Here is a 17,681-nt window from a genome sequence, read left to right as displayed (position 1 = left end):
CATGTATTTTGTTCAGTTTTCAAAGATCAATCAAGAGTGCTTCTCAACATTAGCACACTCATTTCGTCCTGTCAAAAACTTTTTTGTTTTTTGTTCCTGTCTTTCGGACAAGTAATAATATATCACGTTTAAATTAATATAGCAAGTACTTTTAAAAAAAAATAAAAGTTTTTTATTTTCCCAATAAATCCAGTAAAATCTAGCACGTTTTATTTTATCACTTTCTATTAACCTTTGAATATCTTTTTCTCTGCTCTCTTCTCTAAATTAAAATAGAGAGCTCCCTTAGCTCCCTATTTATTCGTTAATCTCCCTATTCCGCCTATGGATTATATTTTTTATCTTCTTAGGATCAGCTACAAATAATAAAAGTCCTGCGAGCACGATAGCCCCTCCTACTATTTGTGCAGTCATTAATTTTTCCCGCAACAGCCACCAGGCAAGAATACTGGCACCGATTGGTTCTAATAATATGGCCATTGATACAGCGGAGGTGCTAATATACTTGATGGCCCAATTAAATAAAGTATGTCCCAGCAGATTTGATAGGACGGCTAGCAAAAAGAAGTATAACCATTCCTTTGCTGGATATGGATAGAAAGCTTCTTGTTTGAATAGGACATAAAAGAATAAAACAATCGTGCAATTAAAATAAACGATAAACGTATAGGTGATTAATGACATACGTTTACGGATTATTTGACCAAATAGCAAATAGCCAGTAATCAACGCACAAGCAATAAGAGCCAGTACATCTCCGTAGAGGGCTTGTCCGCTAACCCGTAGATCTCCCCATCCAATAATAAAGCTTCCAGCAATGGCAACTCCTCCGCCAATTAAAGCTCCTAATGTAAAACGTTCTTTGAAAATAAAGTATGTACCAACAAACGCAAAAAGCGGCTGTAAAGTAACAAGCACGGTAGAGCTCGCTACAGAAGTGTAATTTAGAGACTCAAACCAAAGAATGAAATGAAATGCTAAAAAAACACCTGCAATAAAGGAGAAGAACCAATCCTTCTTTGAAATCTCCTTTAGTTCTCCCACGTATTTAACAAGAAACAAAGGAAGCATGAGTAAAACAGTAAACAGCAGGCGGTAAAATGCAATCACTCCTGCATCAGCTGTAGACAACTTAACAAATATAGCTGAAGTAGAAACGAAGAAAACACCGATAATTAAAACCACATAAGGATTAAACCTCGGACTGTCCATAGACGTCCTCCTTTGAAATATCTGGATGTATGATGTAAACAAAAGCCGTTTATCATTTTAAAGCTTTCTATGCCAAATTTCCAGCCAATGAATCAAAACAGGGAGAACGACATATTTTTCAGCGGCTAAGGCATAGTTTTTATGAGACAGGGAATAATAAAAAAAAGACTTTTCGTCATGACATCAAAGAGAGGAGAATGGAATGACAACAAAGTGGACACGGATGACCGGGGGAATAATTTTATCAGCTGTCATTATTACCATTATGTTTCTTGCAGGATAGGCCATTAAGTGTAATAACAGATAAAGAGCCTGCAGACAAGATTGTCTGCAGGCTCTTTATGATAATGGAGCATAGCGGGCTCGAACCGCTGACCTCTACACTGCCAGTGTAGCGCTCTCCCAGCTGAGCTAATGCCCCGTCTCAGTACTCTATTGACTATTATATTAATTTCACTATAAATATCAATACCTTTTTTAAAAGAATATTAAAAATTTGTATAAGGAGGATAGCTTTATGTTTCAGGCGATATACTATAAATTTGTCGAATCTCCTCTTTTACTTCGTATCTTTACAATTGCAGTCTTTTTCATTATTCTCTTTGGAACAGCTGTCCATCTTATAGAACCTAATACATTCCCAACTGTTTTCGAAGGAATTTGGTGGGCTGTTGTTACTGCTTCCACAGTTGGTTTCGGAGATTTTGCTCCCAAAACAACAGCCGGAAGACTTCTTGGGATCGGATTAATTTTTGCAGGGGCTGGTTTTTTATCAGCTTATTTCATTAATCTAGCCGCTGCTGCCGTATCTTTGCAAAACTCTTTACAGGAGGGGAGAGCCATTTATACAAATAAAAATCACTTAGTCATCATTGGATGGAATGAACGTACAAAAGAAATCATCGACCACTTATGTACCCTTCCCTTTTCTCGGCACGTCGTTCTTGTTGACGAATCACTGCGGACAAACCCTTATTCAGAAAAAATTGTTCACTTCATTCAAGGAGCTCCCTACAAAGATGTAACGTTGAGAAAAGCAAATATAAAAGAAGCTGCGACTGCTTTAATTACATCAGACCAAAATAAAAATGAAATGCACGCAGATATGAGCTCTATTTTAACTCTAGTAGCTGTAAAAGGCAGCAATCCTGCTTTGCATTGCATCGTAGAAATCTTAACAAACGATCAGGTAGTGAATGCTAAACGGGCTGGAGCAGATGAAGTGATTCAAACGAATAAACATGCAAGCTCTGTCATGTTAAGCAGCATCCAACAAGAAGGTGCTTCGTCGTCTTTAATGCATTTAATCGATCCTAAAAACGGCGGATTCTTAAAGTCTATAACACCAGAATTAGAGTGGAATAACACCACATTCGGGGAGCTGGCCATTATCCTTCTAAAAAATCGGGTTCTCTTGATTGGCATCCAAAGAGCGGGAAACATAACAATTAATCCCCCGCTCAATTTCAAAATTAGCCTTAGCGACCAATTGCTCGTCATTAAACATTAAGAATCTTTTCTGTTTCTTCGAGTATTCTCTTTCCTGTTATTAAATATTTTTCTTTCACGTCAGCATCAGCATCTTTAGGCTCCGCAAACTGATTAAAAGCACCGCCTATATTTCCTGGAGAGGCTAATTCATCAATTCCTCCTTCAAAGATATGGGCGAGAACCAACGGGGAACCAAACTTAACGATTACACCTGGTGAGTCTAACTGGCCATTGATCGCAGTAAAAGGGAGCCGCAAAAATTGGTACCCGTCTTCGTTATTCATCTTATAGTCAAAAGAGCCGTGATCATAGTCCCAATTGCCGCCGATTGAATAACCGATCGGCTTTAATTTTTGTTCTAAGTCATATAAATTAAAACTTTTTCCTTCTAGAGCTGAAGGCAATTCAATCATGTCATCATCTCCTCTCTTTTTTATAGTATCTCCAATAATAAAAAAATTCCGCGGTTTTCCGCAGAATTTCTAAATTTCATGTATTAGAATGAATCACGCAAAATAGCTAGTATCCGTTCTCTATCCATCCGATAAAAACGCCCAAATTCCCCTCTCATCATGGAGTGCTCCGCTATCTCTTCCAAGCGACTGCTATCAATTCCATAATCCGCAAGACGAGCTGGGGCACCCAAAGTCATCCAAAAATTTCGAAGAGCCTCAATTCCCTCATATCCTACTTCCTTTTCTGTCTTGCCCGTACCATCCACTCCAAATACCCGAACGGCCAATTGCGCAAAACGTGCCGGATGAGAATCAATGGCATGTTTCATCCATACCGGAAACAAAATGGCAAGTCCACCAGCATGAGGAATATCATACAAACCCGATAGTGCATGCTCAATAATATGTGCTGTCCAATCGCCACGATAGCCTGATTGCAAAGTCCCATTTAGGGCAATGGTGCCTGCATACATGACTTTCGCGCGATCATCATAGTTATCAGGCTCCGCCAATAATCGCGGCGCGGTCTCAATTAGTGTTTTCAACGTTATTTCACTGAAGCTGTCTTGCAATTCCGTATGCTCACCATTATGAAAATAATTCTCTAGAATATGGCACATTATATCAATAATCCCCAAAACCGTTTGCTCAGGTGGCACCGTTACGCTATAAGAGGGGTCACAAATTGAAAATTGAGGAAAGACATACTGGCTGTGCCAATCAATTTTCTGGCTAGTGGCCAAATTTGTAATCACAAGCCCCGCATTCATTTCGGAGCCTGTAGCCGCTAATGTCAAAATCGTACCAAGCGGAAGGGCTTCCTTTATCACTTTTCCTCGCGAAATAACTTCCCAAACATTTCCTTCATATTTTGCTCCAGCTGCAATTGCTTTTGCAGAATCAATGACACTTCCACCGCCAACCGCTAAAATAAAGTCGATATTCTCTTTCTTGCAAATCTCTACACCCTTATGTACAGTATCAAGCCGCGGGTTAGGTTCCACACCTGACAGCTCATAAACGTTGGTATGAATAGCCTGTAGACTTTCTATCACCTCATCGTACAAGCCATTTCTTTTAATACTGCCACCTCCATAAACCAAAAGGATATTCTTTCCGAAACGAGACATTTCCGCCTGCAGCCTGCCTATAGATCCTTTTCCAAAAATCCATTTAACGGGGTTATATTGAATAAATCGATTCATCCTTTCTCCTCCTTTATTCTATTATGATAAACCCGCCATCTTTTTTCAAAACAACACACTTTTTTGTTCTATGTATGAAAAAACAAAATTCGCACATACTAAACATCGTTATAGTTGAAAGGAGGAAAACGAATATGAATACACTTCAACGTATTGCTCTTACGCTTACCATTATCGGAGCTCTTAACTGGGGATTAATCGGACTGTTTCAATTTGATTTAGTAGCAGCTATGTTTGGGGGCCAGGACTCCGTCATTTCAAGAATTGTTTACATCCTTGTAGGATTAGCAGGTCTAATCAACCTGGGGCTTTTATTTAAAACATGGAATGAAACAGACAATCGACGTACAGCTACCCCTAACACTTAGTAACAAAAACAAGGCCGGTGAATATTCACCGGCCTTGAATTATGGAGGCTGTTCTCTCTTGTTTCTATCTAATTAGACCCATCCTCTGAACTTAGAAGCTTCTGCTGTTCTGCGAACGCCAACCATATAAGCAGCGAGACGCATGTTTACTCCACGTGTTTGAGCGGTTTCATAAATATTGTTAAAAGCACTGATTAAAGTTTCATGAAGTCTTTCATGCACTTCTTCTTCTGTCCAGTAGTAACCTTGGTTGTTTTGTACCCACTCAAAGTAAGATACAGTTACTCCGCCTGAACTTGCTAATACGTCAGGAACGAGTAGAATGCCTCTTTCTGTTAATATTTTTGTCGCTTCCATTGTTGTTGGGCCGTTAGCAGCCTCTACAACGATAGATGCCTTAATATTAGCAGCATTCTTTTCTGTAATTTGGTTAGAGATAGCAGCTGGCACAAGAATATCACAGTCTACTTCTAACAACTCTTGGTTTGAGATTGTGTTTTCAAATAATGTAGTGATGGTACCAAAGCTGTCACGACGATCAATTAAGTAATCGATATCCAAACCATTTGGATCATGAAGGGCACCGTAAGCATCAGAGATTCCAATAACTTTCGCACCAGCATCATGCATAAATTTAGCTAAGAAGCTACCAGCATTACCAAAACCTTGGATAACGACACGTGCACCTTCAATATCGATGCCGCGTTTTTTCGCTGCTTCTTTGATACAAATCGTTACGCCTTCTGCCGTTGCTTTATCGCGTCCGTGTGAACCACCTAATACAAGCGGCTTTCCTGTAATAAAGCCAGGAGAATCAAATTCACGAATATGGCTATATTCATCCATCATCCATGCCATAATTTGTGAGTTTGTATAAACGTCTGGAGCCGGGATGTCTTTTGTAGGGCCAACAATCTGGCTAATAGCTCGAACATAACCACGGCTTAAACGCTCTAATTCACCCATTGACATTTGGCGAGGATCACAAACGACTCCGCCTTTACCACCGCCATATGGTAAGTTAACAATACCTGCTTTAAGCGTCATCCACATTGATAAAGCCTTTACTTCTTCTTCATTCACATCCGGATGAAAGCGAACGCCGCCTTTAGAAGGGCCAGCTGCATCACTGTGTTGTGACCGGTAACCAGTAAATACTTTTGTTGAACCATCATCCATACGCACAGGAATACGCACTGTCAACATACGTAATGGTTCCTTCAAGAGCTCATACATTTCTTCAGAGTAACCCAATTTTGTCAAAGCTTCTTTAATGACATCCTGAGTTGATGTGAATAAATTTAGATTTTCCGACATTTTGAAATTCGCCTCTTTTGTTATTTAATCGTTAGTTTGTTGCAGATAGCACTTTTTGAATACGCTCGATCGCCCAATCCAATTCTTCTTTTGAAATAACGAGTGGAGGAGCGAAACGAATGACCGTGTCATGAGTTTCTTTACAAAGCAATCCTTCTTCTTTTAATGCTTCACAGTACTTACGTGCTGGCTCATTCAGCTCTACACCAATAAATAAACCTCTACCACGTACATCTTGAATCATTGGGTTATCAATTTCTTTCAGTTTGCCCACAAAATATTCTCCTAATTCGAGGGAACGGTCAGCCAGCTTTTCATCTTCAAGCACTTCAAGAGCTGCAATAGAAACCGCACAAGCCATTGGGTTTCCTCCGAAAGTAGAACCATGTGAACCAGGGTTAAATACGCCAAGAATATCCTTATTTGCTGCTACACAAGAAATTGGGAATACGCCGCCTCCTAGTGCTTTACCAAGAATATACATATCCGGTTCAAAGTCTTCCCATTCACAAGCAAACATCTTACCTGAACGCGCAAGCCCAGCTTGAATTTCATCCGCAATAAACATAACATTATTTTCTTTACAAAGCTCGTAAGCGGCTTTCATATATCCAGCTGGCGGAATGTTGATTCCTGCTTCCCCTTGGATAGGTTCAATGATAAATGCAGCAGTATTTGGAGTAATGGCTGCTTTTAAAGCATCAAGATCGCCATATGGTACAAGTTTGATACCTGGGAGCATTGGACCGAAACCACGTTTATACTCTTCATCTGATGACAACGATACTGCCCCCATTGTACGACCATGGAAGTTACCTTCGCAAGCAATAATTTCAGCTTGGTTGTCAGAAATGCCTTTTACATCGTATCCCCAACGACGGGCTGCTTTTAAAGCTGTTTCTACTGCTTCCGCACCAGTGTTCATTGGCAATACCATATCTTTATTTGTTAATTTGGCAACTTTTTCATACCAAGGTCCAAGCTGATCATTATGGAATGCACGGGACGTTAAAGTTACCCGGTCTGCTTGATCCTTTAGAGCTTGAATGATTTTTGGATGACGATGTCCTTGGTTTACAGCAGAGTAAGCACTAAGCATATCCATATACTTATTACCTTCTGGATCCTTTACCCAAACGCCTTCTGCTTCAGAAACAACAATTGGTAGCGGATGATAGTTGTGCGCTCCGTATTTTTCTGTTTGTTTGATAATCTCTTGTGATTGGACTGTGTTAGCCATCTTTTTCCCTCCATTTATTTTCAATAGTTTCGCTCTAATAGTCTCCTAAGTGCAGGTTTCTACTAGCAACTTTCCATTAAAGCCATACGGATTTGTATCTTTCCCACCCATTTCTGCACTTACACGCTTTAACCAGATTTGGCCTTCATTTAATTTAGAGGCGCGGCCGATTGCTTGTTTTATCAGCAAGATTGCAAGAAACAATTTTATCATCCTTTATGATCTTCACTCCGGCGATCACAAGCGGGTAATCCTAGCCAAGACAACCTTCTACAAGCTGAAGGGCTTCTTCAAAGACTTTCTTTTTTCTGGTTTTGAAAAGTCAACAAACGGTTCATGCTTATATGGAATCAATATCTTTTCTTCTTTAAGATGGGCGAAAAATCCGCTTTTTATGCGACTGAATACGTTTTATGAGCAAATTATTTTTGCACTAACAAAACCCTTACATTTATTATAATGCAAAATATTATTGCTTTTTTCAAGTGTTTTTTCTTAAAATAGAAATATATTTTAAAGAGGGGGATTCTATGAACGCAAAAAGTTTAGAATCGCTATTAACAATGTACAAAGAAATCCTAGAAAAAATCGAGCTGGGAGTTCATGTCATTGATTCTAACGAAAGAACGGTCATTTATAATCAAAAAATGCGGGAAATTGAAGGAATGGATATTGAGGATGTTCTTGATAAAAATTTAATGGACGTTTTTGACTTTGGCGCTACCCAAGAAAGCACTTTACTGCAAGTGTTAAAGTCAGGAGAAAGCATTCAAAATGTAAAGCAGTCCTATTTCAATAACAGAGGGCAAGAAATCACAACTATTAACCACACTTTCCCCATTGAAGAGAATGGAATCGTGATCGGCGCTGTAGAAATTGCCAAAGACGTTACAAAGCTAGAGAAAATGATCCAAGAAAATATGTATAAGAAAGACGACATCCGTTATACATTCGATCAAATTCTTGGGGAAAACCCATTATTGAAAGAAGCAATTGAAACTGGCAAACGGGCTGCCCGCACTGCCTCCTCCGTGCTAATTATTGGTGAAATTGGAACTGGAAAAGAACTATTTGCCCATAGTATTCACAATGGCAGTCCCCGTGCTGACGAAGTATTTCTTTCACAAAACTGTGCAGCCTTGCCAGATACATTAATGGAAACCTTGCTGTTTGGTGTTGAAGGGGAGGGAACAGAGGGACGTCCTGGCTTATTCGAACAGGCGCATGGCGGTACAATTCTGCTGGATGAAATTGACTCACTTAGCCCGGCCCTGCAAACAAAATTGTTAAAAGTCATTCAGGAGAAGAAAGTACGTCGCGAAGGTGGAAAAACAGACATTTTCGTTGATGTTCGCGTTCTTGCTACGATTAGCGAAGATCCAATTGATGCAATCGCAGCCGGCAGTTTGAGAAAAGACCTCTACTATCGTTTAAGCGTTGTTTCGATCTTTATTCCTCCATTAAGAGAACGCAAAGAAGATATCGATTTGCTCACTTCCGTTTTCATTGAAAAATACAATCACTTATTCGGCATGGAAGTATCTGCTGTTAATGAAGAAGTAAAAAACTATTTTCAAGAATATGACTGGCCGGGCAATATCCGTGAATTAGAACATGTCATTGAAGGTGCAATGAATTTAATGGATCATGAAGAGGTCATCTCTTTTGATCATTTGCCGATTCAATTTCGTAATAAATCCGGCAGTGGCGGTTTACCAAGTAATCTAGAGAGAGTAGAAGGCTTTCTTTATCAACCAGCCAAAGCCATTCTGCCACTCGATGATTATATCCAAGAAGCTGAAACATACTATATTACAAAAGCACTGCAACATCATGATTTTAATGTAACGAAAACAGCAAAAGCCCTTGGAATGAGTCGTCAAAACTTACAATATCGTATTCGGAAATATAACATTGGCAAAGCGATCAATTTATAAAATCATCTAACAGAGCACTGAATGATCTCAGTTGCTCTTTTTTACTAGCTAACAGTTGGTCTTCTACACCCGCTAGGAGTACCTAGAAGTGTTTTTTACTTCGGGCAATTAACTTTTCGACCTAAAGCGCAAAAACCCTAGTCACACGCAAAATATTTTTGCGGTTTAATCAAAATTTTATAGAGAACTTACAACTTAAACACAAAACTCACAGAAAAGGAAATTTCCTTTTCTGTGAGTTAGTCATTTTACTATCAAGCAGTTTCTGTTTGTCCTGCTTCCTTTGCTTCTAACGCCTTCACTTGCTCCTCTGTTAGAAACTCTACCTTCCAGCCAATAAAAGCCATGATAATCGCAATCATCGGAACGGAGTAATTCATAATAGCATATGGAGCATAAGCAAAAGGATGGACAGCCAATGTTGCTAAAATGAAGACACCACACGTATTCCAAGGAACAAGTGCCGATGTAATCGTTCCGCCATCTTCAAGGGCACGCGACAAATTTTTGGAATGCAGCTTTTTATCCCGATAAGCTTTGGCATACATCCTTCCTGGCAGAAGAATAGAAACATACTGCTCAGAAGCGGTTGCATTCGTGAAAAATGCAGAAGCAACAGTTGCAGCAATCAAGCTTCCCGCCGAGCGGGCAAACTTCAAAATTTGACCCACGATCGCCTTAAGCATCCCTGTCCGCTCCATAATGCCACCAAACGTCATGGCAATAATAGCAAGTGAAACCGTATACATCATGTCTCCAATTCCACCGCGGTTGAACAAATCATCCACCATTTGATTACCTGATTCAATGGCAAATCCATCATGAAGGGTATTGACCGCTTCTGCTAAAGAACTTCCTTGCACAAAAGCATGGCAGATCCACCCTAAAAGAATTCCTGCTCCAAGCGCAGGTATAGCAGGTACCTTTTTTACAACTAACAGAATAACAGTCAACGGTACGAGCAGGAGCCACGGAGAGATAACAAAATTTTTCTGCAGGGCGATTAATACATCATTAATTTCCTTAGAATCAATCGCTGCACCAGCAAATTTCTGTCCAAGAAAAAAGTAAACGATAAGGGCTAGTACAATTCCGGGAACCGTCGTATACAACATATGCTTAATATGATCAAATAATTCCGTTCCTGTAATACCTGCCGCTAAATTAGTCGTGTCCGATAAAGGAGACATTTTATCACCAAAATAAGAACCCGAGATAATAGCCCCTGCTACCATTGGAGCTGGAATTCCCATGCTAAGTCCAATTCCCATGCCAGCAACGCCGATTGTTCCCATCGTCGACCACGAGCTGCCAATAGCTAAGGACACAATGGCACAAATCACACAAATTGATACGAGGAATAAAGAAGGTGTAATAATTTTCAACCCGTAATAAATCATAGTGGCTACAATACCGCCGCCGATCCAAGCACCAATTGTCATGCCAACTAACATAATAATGAAGATAGCCGGCAAGGCTAAACGCACTCCATTGTATGCGCCTTCTTCAATAATCTCCCACTTATACCCGAGTCTTGTAGCAATAAATGCTGCGATAGCCGCACCAACCAAAAGCGGCACATGTGGACTCCCCTCAAATTTAATAATGGTAACAGCCATTACGACAACCATCATAATCATTGGAATAATAGCCAAGGAAAATGGCATATTGATTTCTTCTTGCTTTTCTTTGTGTTGTTCTTTCATTCTCTACTCCCCTTTATTGTCATCATATGTATGCCTAGCATTAGCTAAAAATTTTTATCTTTCTATAGCAACGCCCCTTTAATATTTTTCTAAATATTTAAATTTATTATACATGGTTCGCAATTTTTATCTATATCTATTTCTATAAGCACTAAAAAAGCATGAGTGATTCACCACTCATGCTTTTCAATCTTTGCTGTTGTCTAAATTGACACTTATTTTGTTGCGTTACTTGCCTTCTCCGGATTGATCAATCCATTCCTGCAGCTTGTCCTTTAACGTGTTGAATCCTTCACTATTTTCATCAATCTTTAAACGGCGGATTGGCTGTACAGCAGACGGCTTTGCCTCTTCTGTCGCTCGAATGGATAAGCTGATTTTCCCCTCATCTGTGTTAACGGACATTACCTTTACCTTTACTTCTTCGCCCACTTGAAGGTAATCATGAATGTCCTTTACAAACCCATGAGTAATTTCTGAAATATGGACAAGTCCTTGCGTACCGTTATCCAGCGCAACAAACGCTCCGTAAGGCTGAATTCCCGTTACCTTTCCTGTGATAATCTGTCCTTGTTCGATCTGATTTCCCATCCAAACACTCCTAAATATTAATTTCATTATCTACGCATCGTAAAATTATAACATATTCCATCACAAATTTCTAAACATAGCCACTTTTCCCCATTCGCTTGCCGGGCGGCCAACTGGAATTTTTTTAAATTATTTTAACAAAAGGAGAATAATTTATAGATAAATAGGGAATGATTAAAGTGAGCAACATTCCCTATTCTCCCCTTAACTAGAGAAGGCAGCTAAAATAGCTGCCTTCTTTCGTTTGTGTACAAACGGCTATCTTTCCTCTTTATGATTAGGCTCTGTTTTATTTTGTTGTTGGTTTTCACTGCAGGCGGACGCTTTCCGCTACAATCAGCTATATTAAAAAAACAACATTTAATGGAGCCTGTCTTAAGAAAAGAGCAGCTTGTTCAGCTGCTCTAAGAGTCTATTTTCAATCATTAAACTATTGTATTTTGAAAACAAAAGAGACAAGTTGTCCTCTATGAAGACTGCCACTTTAATCACTTTCTTATTAAGCTTCCTTCTTTCGCTGCGCTCGTTCTGCCGCCATAATAATATCCTCAAGCGGCACAAGGCGGCCCAGTTCATCTTTGTAAACAACATGCTTTCGCTCGAACTTAGTTGGAGAGTCAATTCCAGCGGCGGCCGCTAAATTGTATAATCCTTCTCGAAGTGATACTACATAATTGCACACACGATAGTACTTTTCTTCGATAACCAATCCGTCCTGCAGCTTTTCATCAGTCGTGGCTACGCCGACCGGGCACGTATTGTTATGACATACTTGAGCCATAATACAGCCGACACTAATCATGAATCCGCGTGCGATATTCACAAGATCCGCTCCTAAAGCCAGAGCGATCGCTATTTTGTCAGGAGTAATCAGTTTGCCTGAAGCAATCACCTTTACCCTGTCACGAACACCATACTTTTTCAACATCTCATCTAGAACAGGCAAGGCCGACATGATTGGCAGCCCTACAGTGTCAGCGAGTTCTTGGAAAGTAGCCCCTGTTCCTCCTTCACCGCCATCAACCGTAATAAAGTCTGGACCTTTTCCGCTTTCCCTCATATAGGAAATCATATTTTCCAGAGCATCCAGATCTCCCACAACAATCTTAATCCCGACCGGCTTACCGCCAACAGAACGCAGCTGCTCAATGAAATCAAACATAGTCGGAACATCGTCAAATTCATAGAAACGATTCGGACTGTTAATCGTTTTTCCCGGTTCCACGAGACGAATGGCAGCGATTTTTTCGGTTACTTTTTCACCCTCAACATGCCCGCCTCTCGTTTTTGCTCCTTGTGCCAATTTTAATTCAAATGCTCTTACATTTTCAATTTCGCTCTTCTTTTTAAACGCTTCCCATGAAAATTCACCACTTGGTTTACGCACGCCAAATAAGTCTGGGCCAATCTGCATAATAATATCTGGGTGGCCTTCAAGATGATATTCAGATAGGCCCCCTTCTCCGGTATTCATCCACGTACCTCCTGCCAGCCCTAGCCCTTTGGACAATGCTGTAATAGCTCTTTCACCGAGCGCCCCAAAGCTCATGCCTGATTGACCAACTAGCCCTCTCACCTTAAATGGATGACGGCACGTGTTCTCGCCAAGTATAACGGCATCCTCGTCTCTTAAATAGAATGGATCGATTAATCGTTCCTCACTGTGCTCTTTGCGAGTAAATAAATTATCCGAATCTACTTTGTAGACACGTGTTTTTATTTTTTCTGTATTGTCCACTTTCATTTCTTCCCGTTGCTTCGGGAATAATGTATTCCGTATGTAAAACCCGTCTTCAGTAAAGTTACGCTTGGAACCAAATCCAACTAGCCGTTCCTTATATTTACCGGCTTTTACGATATCCTGATATTCTTTTCTTGAGAAGGGCTTGGCTTCATTGTCACCCTCAAATAAATATTGCCGCAATTCAGGACCAATGTGTTCAGTAAAGTATCGAACTTTTCCAATGACAGGAAAATTACGTAAAATCGCATGTTGTTTTTGTCTATCGTCTTTAATGTAAATATAGATAAAAAAGCCGATAGGAATAACAATAAGTAATAGAATAAACACAATAAGGGCCGTAATGAGCACTGACGTTAAGTTCATAGAAATCCTCCTTTATTCTCCACTTTTCATCCAATAGCTTGTACGGCTTCGTCAATAGCCATGTCCCCACTAGCCACTTCAAACACTTGATTAAGAGCGGTCTCACTTTCAAGTACAGCGACTAATAGAGCAGCAACATCTTCCCGAGGAATCGTTTGACCTCCTTCTGTGATGGAATTCGCAATGGCTACCTTCCCCCTGCCAGGTTCATCTGTCATACGAGCTGGCCGAACGATCGTATGAACAATGTCTTCTTCTTTAATCCATTCATCCGGTCTGTCTTTTGCTCCAATCATCTCCTCACTGCTTGTCGGACCTTCTCCCACCCGCACGGCACTCATCATAATAAATCGTTTAACCCCGTTTTGCTGTGCAGCTTGGACGGCATCTAGAACCGCCTGATGGTCTACTAGGACTGTTTTACCTGCTCCTGTCTTAGGACTGGAATCAGAAATGAAAATGACAGCATCACATTCTGAAAAAGCAGCAGTAAAATCTCCTCGGCCATTCGTCTCGATTTTTGAAGCGCCCAGCTTTTTCATGTCATGTACTTTATTTTCCTCGTTGATCACAGCAATTGATTGATGGCCTCTTTCCGTTAAATTCCGAATAACGAACTGACCAACCTGACTGTCTGCCCCGATTACAATCACATTCATCTATGTCCCTCCTTTTTTGCATTATGGTCTCTTTTCCACTACCTGCTTTCTTTGAAACCTATAGTAGTAAGCGTTAATACAAAAAGAGAAGACAGCTAAGCTGCCTTCTCATCTATTATTGATAAAACAATTAATCCTTTTGACCGCTTCTTGCAGCTGCTCCATTGAAGAAGCATAGGAACAGCGAATAAACCCTTCTCCACTATTTCCAAAGACCGATCCTGGAACAACTGCTACTTTTTGTTCCTTCAATAACTCTTCCGCAAATTGCTCTGATGTTAAACCGGTGCTCCGAATAGAAGGAAATACATAGAACGCTCCTCCCGGTGTGTGGCAATCAAGCCCCATGTCGTTAAAAGATTGCACAATATAATTGCGCCGGCGCCGATAGTCTTTTTTCATCTCCTCGACATCTTTCATTCCTGTTTTTAATGCTTCAAGCGCAGCATATTGTGCAGGAGTAGAAGCACACATCATTGCGTATTGATGAATTTTCAACATAGCGGCTGCCAGTTCAGATGGCGCACAAATAAATCCAAGCCTCCACCCCGTCATGGCAAAGCCTTTTGAGAAACCGTTAATCAAAATAGTCCGTTCTCTCATGCCTTCCAAGCTTGCAATGGACGTATGAGGAATATCGTAAGCGAGCTCGGCATAAATCTCATCGGCAATTACTAACAAATCATACTTCTTTACAATCACGGCAATCTCTTCTAAATCCTTTTTATCAAGTTGAGCTCCTGTTGGATTGTTAGGCGAGCAAAGCAATAAAGCTTTCGTTTTTGAAGTAATAGCCTGTTCAAGCGCTGCTGCCTGTAATTTAAATTGCTGGTCACTCGTTGTCTCTACAGTAACGCTCTTTCCCCCTGCCAATTCAACAAGTGGTGCATAGGAAACAAAACAAGGTTCTACAATCACGACTTCATCACCAGGATCAAGAATGGCCCGTAGCGCTAAATCCAACGCTTGGCTGGCACCTACCGTAAGAATAATTTCTTCTTTGGGCTGGTAAGAAACGTGAAACCGGTTGTTCATATAACCTGATACTTCTTCCCGTAATTCCAATAGACCGGCATTGGCCGTATAAGATGTTAGGCCGCGCTCAAGTGATAAAATGGCCGCTTCACGTGCAGACCATGAAGTAACAAAGTCAGGTTCTCCTACTCCGAGTGAGATGACCCCTTCCATTCCGGCAGCCAAATCAAAAAATTTACGGATACCAGATGGCTGCATTGACTCTACTGACTTAGCAATATAGCTTTTCGTTCCTAACATTACGGAGACACCACGATTCTATTATCAATTTGCTTTTCTTCAAAGATTCTGCCGTCGTGCTTATATTTTTTCAACTGGAAATGGGTCGTTGTCGATACAACCTCTTCCAGTACAGATAGTTTCTCAGAAACAAATCTAGCTATTTCATTCATAGATTTCCCTTCAACGGTAACAGACAAATCATAAGCTCCTGACATCAAGTACACAGAACTTACTTCTTTGAAACGATAGATTCTTTCCGCTGTCTCATGAAAGCCGACTCCTCGTTTTGGTGTTACCTTCACATCGATCATCGCAGTTACCCGCTGATCGTCATCAACTTTAGACCAATCAACAAGAGCTGTATAGTGAACGAGAACTTTTGCCTCTTCTAATTTTTTGACCATTGCTTGTACAGCTTCTTCACTTTTTCCTATCATTTTACTAATATCAGATGCTGTCAAACGAGCATCTTTTTCAAGAATTTCTAGTATCTCTCGTTCGTCATTGTTTATTCTCACAACAATTCCTCCAAATTTTCATCGAATGACACAATTATATCAAATTCACCTACGATAACACGACCCCTTTTTCATATTTTTTGCACAAAAAAGAACAACGCAGTTTCTGCGTTGCCCTTTTTTATTTTAATTATGCTTTTCCTCATCAGCAAGATCAAACTCACACTCATGAAGAGGAACAACTTTTGTTTTCTTAATAAATTTATAGCCAAGCCATAAGAGAAGGAAAAGCGGAATACCCATATAGGCTGCTACTACACTTCCCCAGTCAATTTTATCGGCAAGAAACGCCTGGAAGTTTTGGGCTAGAATGACGATTAAACCGATTACGATCGCAAAAATTGGACCGAATGGATACCATTTTGCGTGGTATGGCAGTTCATCAAGTGAATGCCCTTGTGCCAGAAACGCTTTACGGAAACGATAATGGCTGACAGAAATACCGAGCCAGAAAATAAAACCGGTGATACCGATAGAGTTCATTAACCATACGTACACGATGCCATCACCAAAGATAGAAGAGAAGAAGGCGAGCATTCCAACAACACAAGTTAAGATGATTGCCGCAAACGGTACACCTCGGTTGTTAAGCTTAGCAAAAATACGCGGAGCCTGTCCTTCCTTAGCCATTGAGTAAAGCATACGTGTTGACGCATATAAGCTTGAGTTTCCTGCAGATAAAACCGCCGTCAAAATAACAGCATTCATAAGAGAAGCGGCAAATGCAAGTCCAGCCTTCTCAAAAACCATTGTAAATGGGCTGACCATAATATCTTCACTTTGTAGGTTAGGGTTCGTGTAAGGGATAATAAGCCCAATAACAAAGATGGCTAATACGTAAAACAATAAAATTCTCCAGAATACACTTTTAATAGCCTTTGGTACGTTTTTCGCTGGGTCTTCACTTTCCCCAGCAGCTACCCCGACAATCTCTGTTCCTTGAAACGAGAAACCAGCGGCCACGAAGACGATAAATACGCCGAGGAAACCACCAGGGAAAGGTGCTTGATCTACTGTAAAGTTTTTAAATCCGATTACTTCGCCACCCATGATGCCAAAAATCATGAGCACACCGACAATAATAAAAATGATAACTGCGGATACTTTAATAAAGGAAAACCAATACTCCCCTTCTCCATACCCTTTAACAGATAAATAGTTTAAAAGAAAAATAAGCGCTAAGAATGACATACTCCAAAGTAAGGACGGACTGTTCGGAAACCAGAACTTCATAATCATTGTGGAAGCGGTTAACTCAGCGGCAATCGTCATGGCCCAGTTGAACCAATACGTCCATCCTAAAGCGAAACCGAATGCCGGATCAATAAACTTTGTTCCATACGTACTAAACGCACCACTTACTGGCATAAAAGCCGACATTTCCCCTAAGCTTGTCATAACGAAGAATACCATTGCACCGACTAAGGCATAAGCGAGTAATGCACCGCCCGGGCCTGCTGTATGGATAGCGGCACCGCTTCCAAGAAATAGCCCCGTACCAATTGCACCACCGATAGAAATCATTGTTAAATGGCGAGCCTTTAACCCTCGCTTTAATTTCTGTTCTTCTTGGTCAGGCTCTTGCATGATGTTATGCTCCTGTTGTATAGCCATATGT

At 40.5% G+C, this 17,681-nt stretch carries 16 protein-coding genes and 1 tRNA gene; 3 read left to right on the top strand and 14 right to left on the bottom strand.

The annotated features are described in order from the left end of the window. Positions 1-297: 297 nt before the first annotated feature. Together A8F95_RS20440 and A8F95_RS20435 are read right to left on the bottom strand one after the other, a co-directional pair. Complete coding sequence (locus tag A8F95_RS20440) at positions 298-1,212, bottom strand: DMT family transporter (RefSeq protein WP_065412234.1); 915 nt, start codon at positions 1,210-1,212, stop codon at positions 298-300. A gap of 348 nt (positions 1,213-1,560) precedes the next feature. After that, a tRNA-Ala gene (locus A8F95_RS20435) sits at positions 1,561-1,633 on the bottom strand. A gap of 96 nt (positions 1,634-1,729) precedes the next feature. Between A8F95_RS20435 and A8F95_RS20430 the strand changes: the two genes are divergently transcribed. Beyond that, positions 1,730-2,722, top strand: coding sequence for a potassium channel family protein (locus tag A8F95_RS20430; RefSeq protein WP_065412233.1), 993 nt, complete (start codon positions 1,730-1,732; stop codon positions 2,720-2,722). Here the strand turns inward: A8F95_RS20430 and A8F95_RS20425 are convergent. Continuing rightward, entirely contained in the window at positions 2,712-3,116 is a 405-nt protein-coding gene (locus A8F95_RS20425) for a YugN-like family protein (RefSeq protein WP_065412232.1), read from the bottom strand. The two genes, A8F95_RS20430 and A8F95_RS20425, sit on opposite strands and share 11 nt — an antisense overlap. An 83-nt stretch (positions 3,117-3,199) precedes the next feature. Then, the gene (locus tag A8F95_RS20420; RefSeq protein WP_065412231.1) at positions 3,200-4,363 is read right to left on the bottom strand and encodes an iron-containing alcohol dehydrogenase; all 1,164 of its coding nucleotides are present in this window, start codon (positions 4,361-4,363) and stop codon (positions 3,200-3,202) included. 134 nt (positions 4,364-4,497) lie between these two features. On the opposite strand from A8F95_RS20420, the gene A8F95_RS20415 reads away from it, so the two are divergent. Further along, positions 4,498-4,731, top strand: coding sequence for a DUF378 domain-containing protein (locus tag A8F95_RS20415; RefSeq protein WP_049663932.1), 234 nt, complete (start codon positions 4,498-4,500; stop codon positions 4,729-4,731). Between the two features lie 72 nt (positions 4,732-4,803). On the opposite strand, the gene A8F95_RS20410 is transcribed toward A8F95_RS20415, so the two are convergent. The 3 genes from A8F95_RS20410 to A8F95_RS22760 are packed head-to-tail and all read right to left on the bottom strand — an operon-like array spanning position 4,804 to position 7,492. Continuing rightward, entirely contained in the window at positions 4,804-6,048 is a 1,245-nt protein-coding gene (locus tag A8F95_RS20410; RefSeq protein WP_065412230.1) for a Glu/Leu/Phe/Val family dehydrogenase, read from the bottom strand. Between the two features lie 31 nt (positions 6,049-6,079). Then, the gene (locus tag A8F95_RS20405; RefSeq protein ID WP_065412229.1) at positions 6,080-7,288 is read right to left on the bottom strand and encodes an ornithine--oxo-acid transaminase; all 1,209 of its coding nucleotides are present in this window, start codon (positions 7,286-7,288) and stop codon (positions 6,080-6,082) included. Positions 7,289-7,333: 45 nt separating this feature from the next. Beyond that, positions 7,334-7,492 (bottom strand): hypothetical protein, encoded by a 159-nt coding sequence (locus tag A8F95_RS22760; protein ID WP_176713775.1) that lies wholly within the window; start codon positions 7,490-7,492, stop codon positions 7,334-7,336. A gap of 326 nt (positions 7,493-7,818) precedes the next feature. On the opposite strand from A8F95_RS22760, the gene A8F95_RS20400 reads away from it, so the two are divergent. Continuing rightward, entirely contained in the window at positions 7,819-9,225 is a 1,407-nt protein-coding gene (locus A8F95_RS20400) for a sigma-54 interaction domain-containing protein (RefSeq protein WP_065412228.1), read from the top strand. Between the two features lie 254 nt (positions 9,226-9,479). Here the strand turns inward: A8F95_RS20400 and nhaC are convergent, their stop codons facing one another. From nhaC to A8F95_RS20365, 7 genes are all read right to left on the bottom strand, one after another. After that, positions 9,480-10,931 carry a Na+/H+ antiporter NhaC gene (gene nhaC / locus A8F95_RS20395; protein WP_065412227.1) on the bottom strand — a complete coding sequence of 484 codons (1,452 nt, stop codon included), beginning with the start codon at positions 10,929-10,931 and terminating at the stop codon, positions 9,480-9,482. A gap of 228 nt (positions 10,932-11,159) precedes the next feature. Further along, complete coding sequence (gene yugI / locus A8F95_RS20390) at positions 11,160-11,522, bottom strand: S1 domain-containing post-transcriptional regulator GSP13 (protein WP_065412226.1); 363 nt, start codon at positions 11,520-11,522, stop codon at positions 11,160-11,162. A gap of 499 nt (positions 11,523-12,021) precedes the next feature. After that, the gene (locus A8F95_RS20385) at positions 12,022-13,629 is read right to left on the bottom strand and encodes an FMN-binding glutamate synthase family protein (protein ID WP_065412225.1); all 1,608 of its coding nucleotides are present in this window, start codon (positions 13,627-13,629) and stop codon (positions 12,022-12,024) included. A 26-nt stretch (positions 13,630-13,655) separates the two neighbouring features. Beyond that, positions 13,656-14,288: an NAD(P)H-binding protein gene (locus tag A8F95_RS20380; protein WP_065412224.1), complete on the bottom strand. Its 633-nt coding sequence runs from the start codon at positions 14,286-14,288 to the stop codon at positions 13,656-13,658. Positions 14,289-14,396: 108 nt separating this feature from the next. Continuing rightward, a complete protein-coding gene (locus A8F95_RS20375; protein ID WP_065412223.1) occupies positions 14,397-15,563 on the bottom strand; it encodes an aminotransferase in 1,167 nt (388 codons plus the stop codon). After that, on the bottom strand, positions 15,563-16,063 hold the full coding sequence (locus A8F95_RS20370) for an Lrp/AsnC family transcriptional regulator (protein WP_065412222.1): 501 nt from the start codon (positions 16,061-16,063) through the stop codon (positions 15,563-15,565). Before A8F95_RS20370 ends, A8F95_RS20375 begins: the two co-directional genes overlap by 1 nt. A 126-nt stretch (positions 16,064-16,189) precedes the next feature. Further along, positions 16,190-17,650: an amino acid permease gene (locus A8F95_RS20365; RefSeq protein WP_245671466.1), complete on the bottom strand. Its 1,461-nt coding sequence runs from the start codon at positions 17,648-17,650 to the stop codon at positions 16,190-16,192. Positions 17,651-17,681: the final 31 nt, after the last annotated feature.

This window comes from Pseudobacillus wudalianchiensis (assembly GCF_001685015.1).
Lineage (GTDB): Bacteria > Bacillota > Bacilli > Bacillales > Domibacillaceae > Pseudobacillus > Pseudobacillus wudalianchiensis.
This window is presented reverse-complemented; position numbering and strand designations above follow the sequence as displayed.

Coding starts and splice junctions, on each gene's coding strand:
- A8F95_RS20440 (WP_065412234.1), bottom strand. CDS start 1,212: ATGGACAGTCCGAGGTTTAATCCTTATGTGGTTTTAATTATCGGTGTT.
- A8F95_RS20430 (WP_065412233.1), top strand. CDS start 1,730: ATGTTTCAGGCGATATACTATAAATTTGTCGAATCTCCTCTTTTACTT.
- A8F95_RS20425 (WP_065412232.1), bottom strand. CDS start 3,116: ATGATTGAATTGCCTTCAGCTCTAGAAGGAAAAAGTTTTAATTTATAT.
- A8F95_RS20420 (WP_065412231.1), bottom strand. CDS start 4,363: ATGAATCGATTTATTCAATATAACCCCGTTAAATGGATTTTTGGAAAA.
- A8F95_RS20415 (WP_049663932.1), top strand. CDS start 4,498: ATGAATACACTTCAACGTATTGCTCTTACGCTTACCATTATCGGAGCT.
- A8F95_RS20410 (WP_065412230.1), bottom strand. CDS start 6,048: ATGTCGGAAAATCTAAATTTATTCACATCAACTCAGGATGTCATTAAA.
- A8F95_RS20405 (WP_065412229.1), bottom strand. CDS start 7,288: ATGGCTAACACAGTCCAATCACAAGAGATTATCAAACAAACAGAAAAA.
- A8F95_RS20400 (WP_065412228.1), top strand. CDS start 7,819: ATGAACGCAAAAAGTTTAGAATCGCTATTAACAATGTACAAAGAAATC.
- nhaC (WP_065412227.1), bottom strand. CDS start 10,931: ATGAAAGAACAACACAAAGAAAAGCAAGAAGAAATCAATATGCCATTT.
- yugI (WP_065412226.1), bottom strand. CDS start 11,522: ATGGGAAATCAGATCGAACAAGGACAGATTATCACAGGAAAGGTAACG.
- A8F95_RS20385 (WP_065412225.1), bottom strand. CDS start 13,629: ATGAACTTAACGTCAGTGCTCATTACGGCCCTTATTGTGTTTATTCTA.
- A8F95_RS20380 (WP_065412224.1), bottom strand. CDS start 14,288: ATGAATGTGATTGTAATCGGGGCAGACAGTCAGGTTGGTCAGTTCGTT.
- A8F95_RS20375 (WP_065412223.1), bottom strand. CDS start 15,563: ATGTTAGGAACGAAAAGCTATATTGCTAAGTCAGTAGAGTCAATGCAG.
- A8F95_RS20365 (WP_245671466.1), bottom strand. CDS start 17,650: ATGCAAGAGCCTGACCAAGAAGAACAGAAATTAAAGCGAGGGTTAAAG.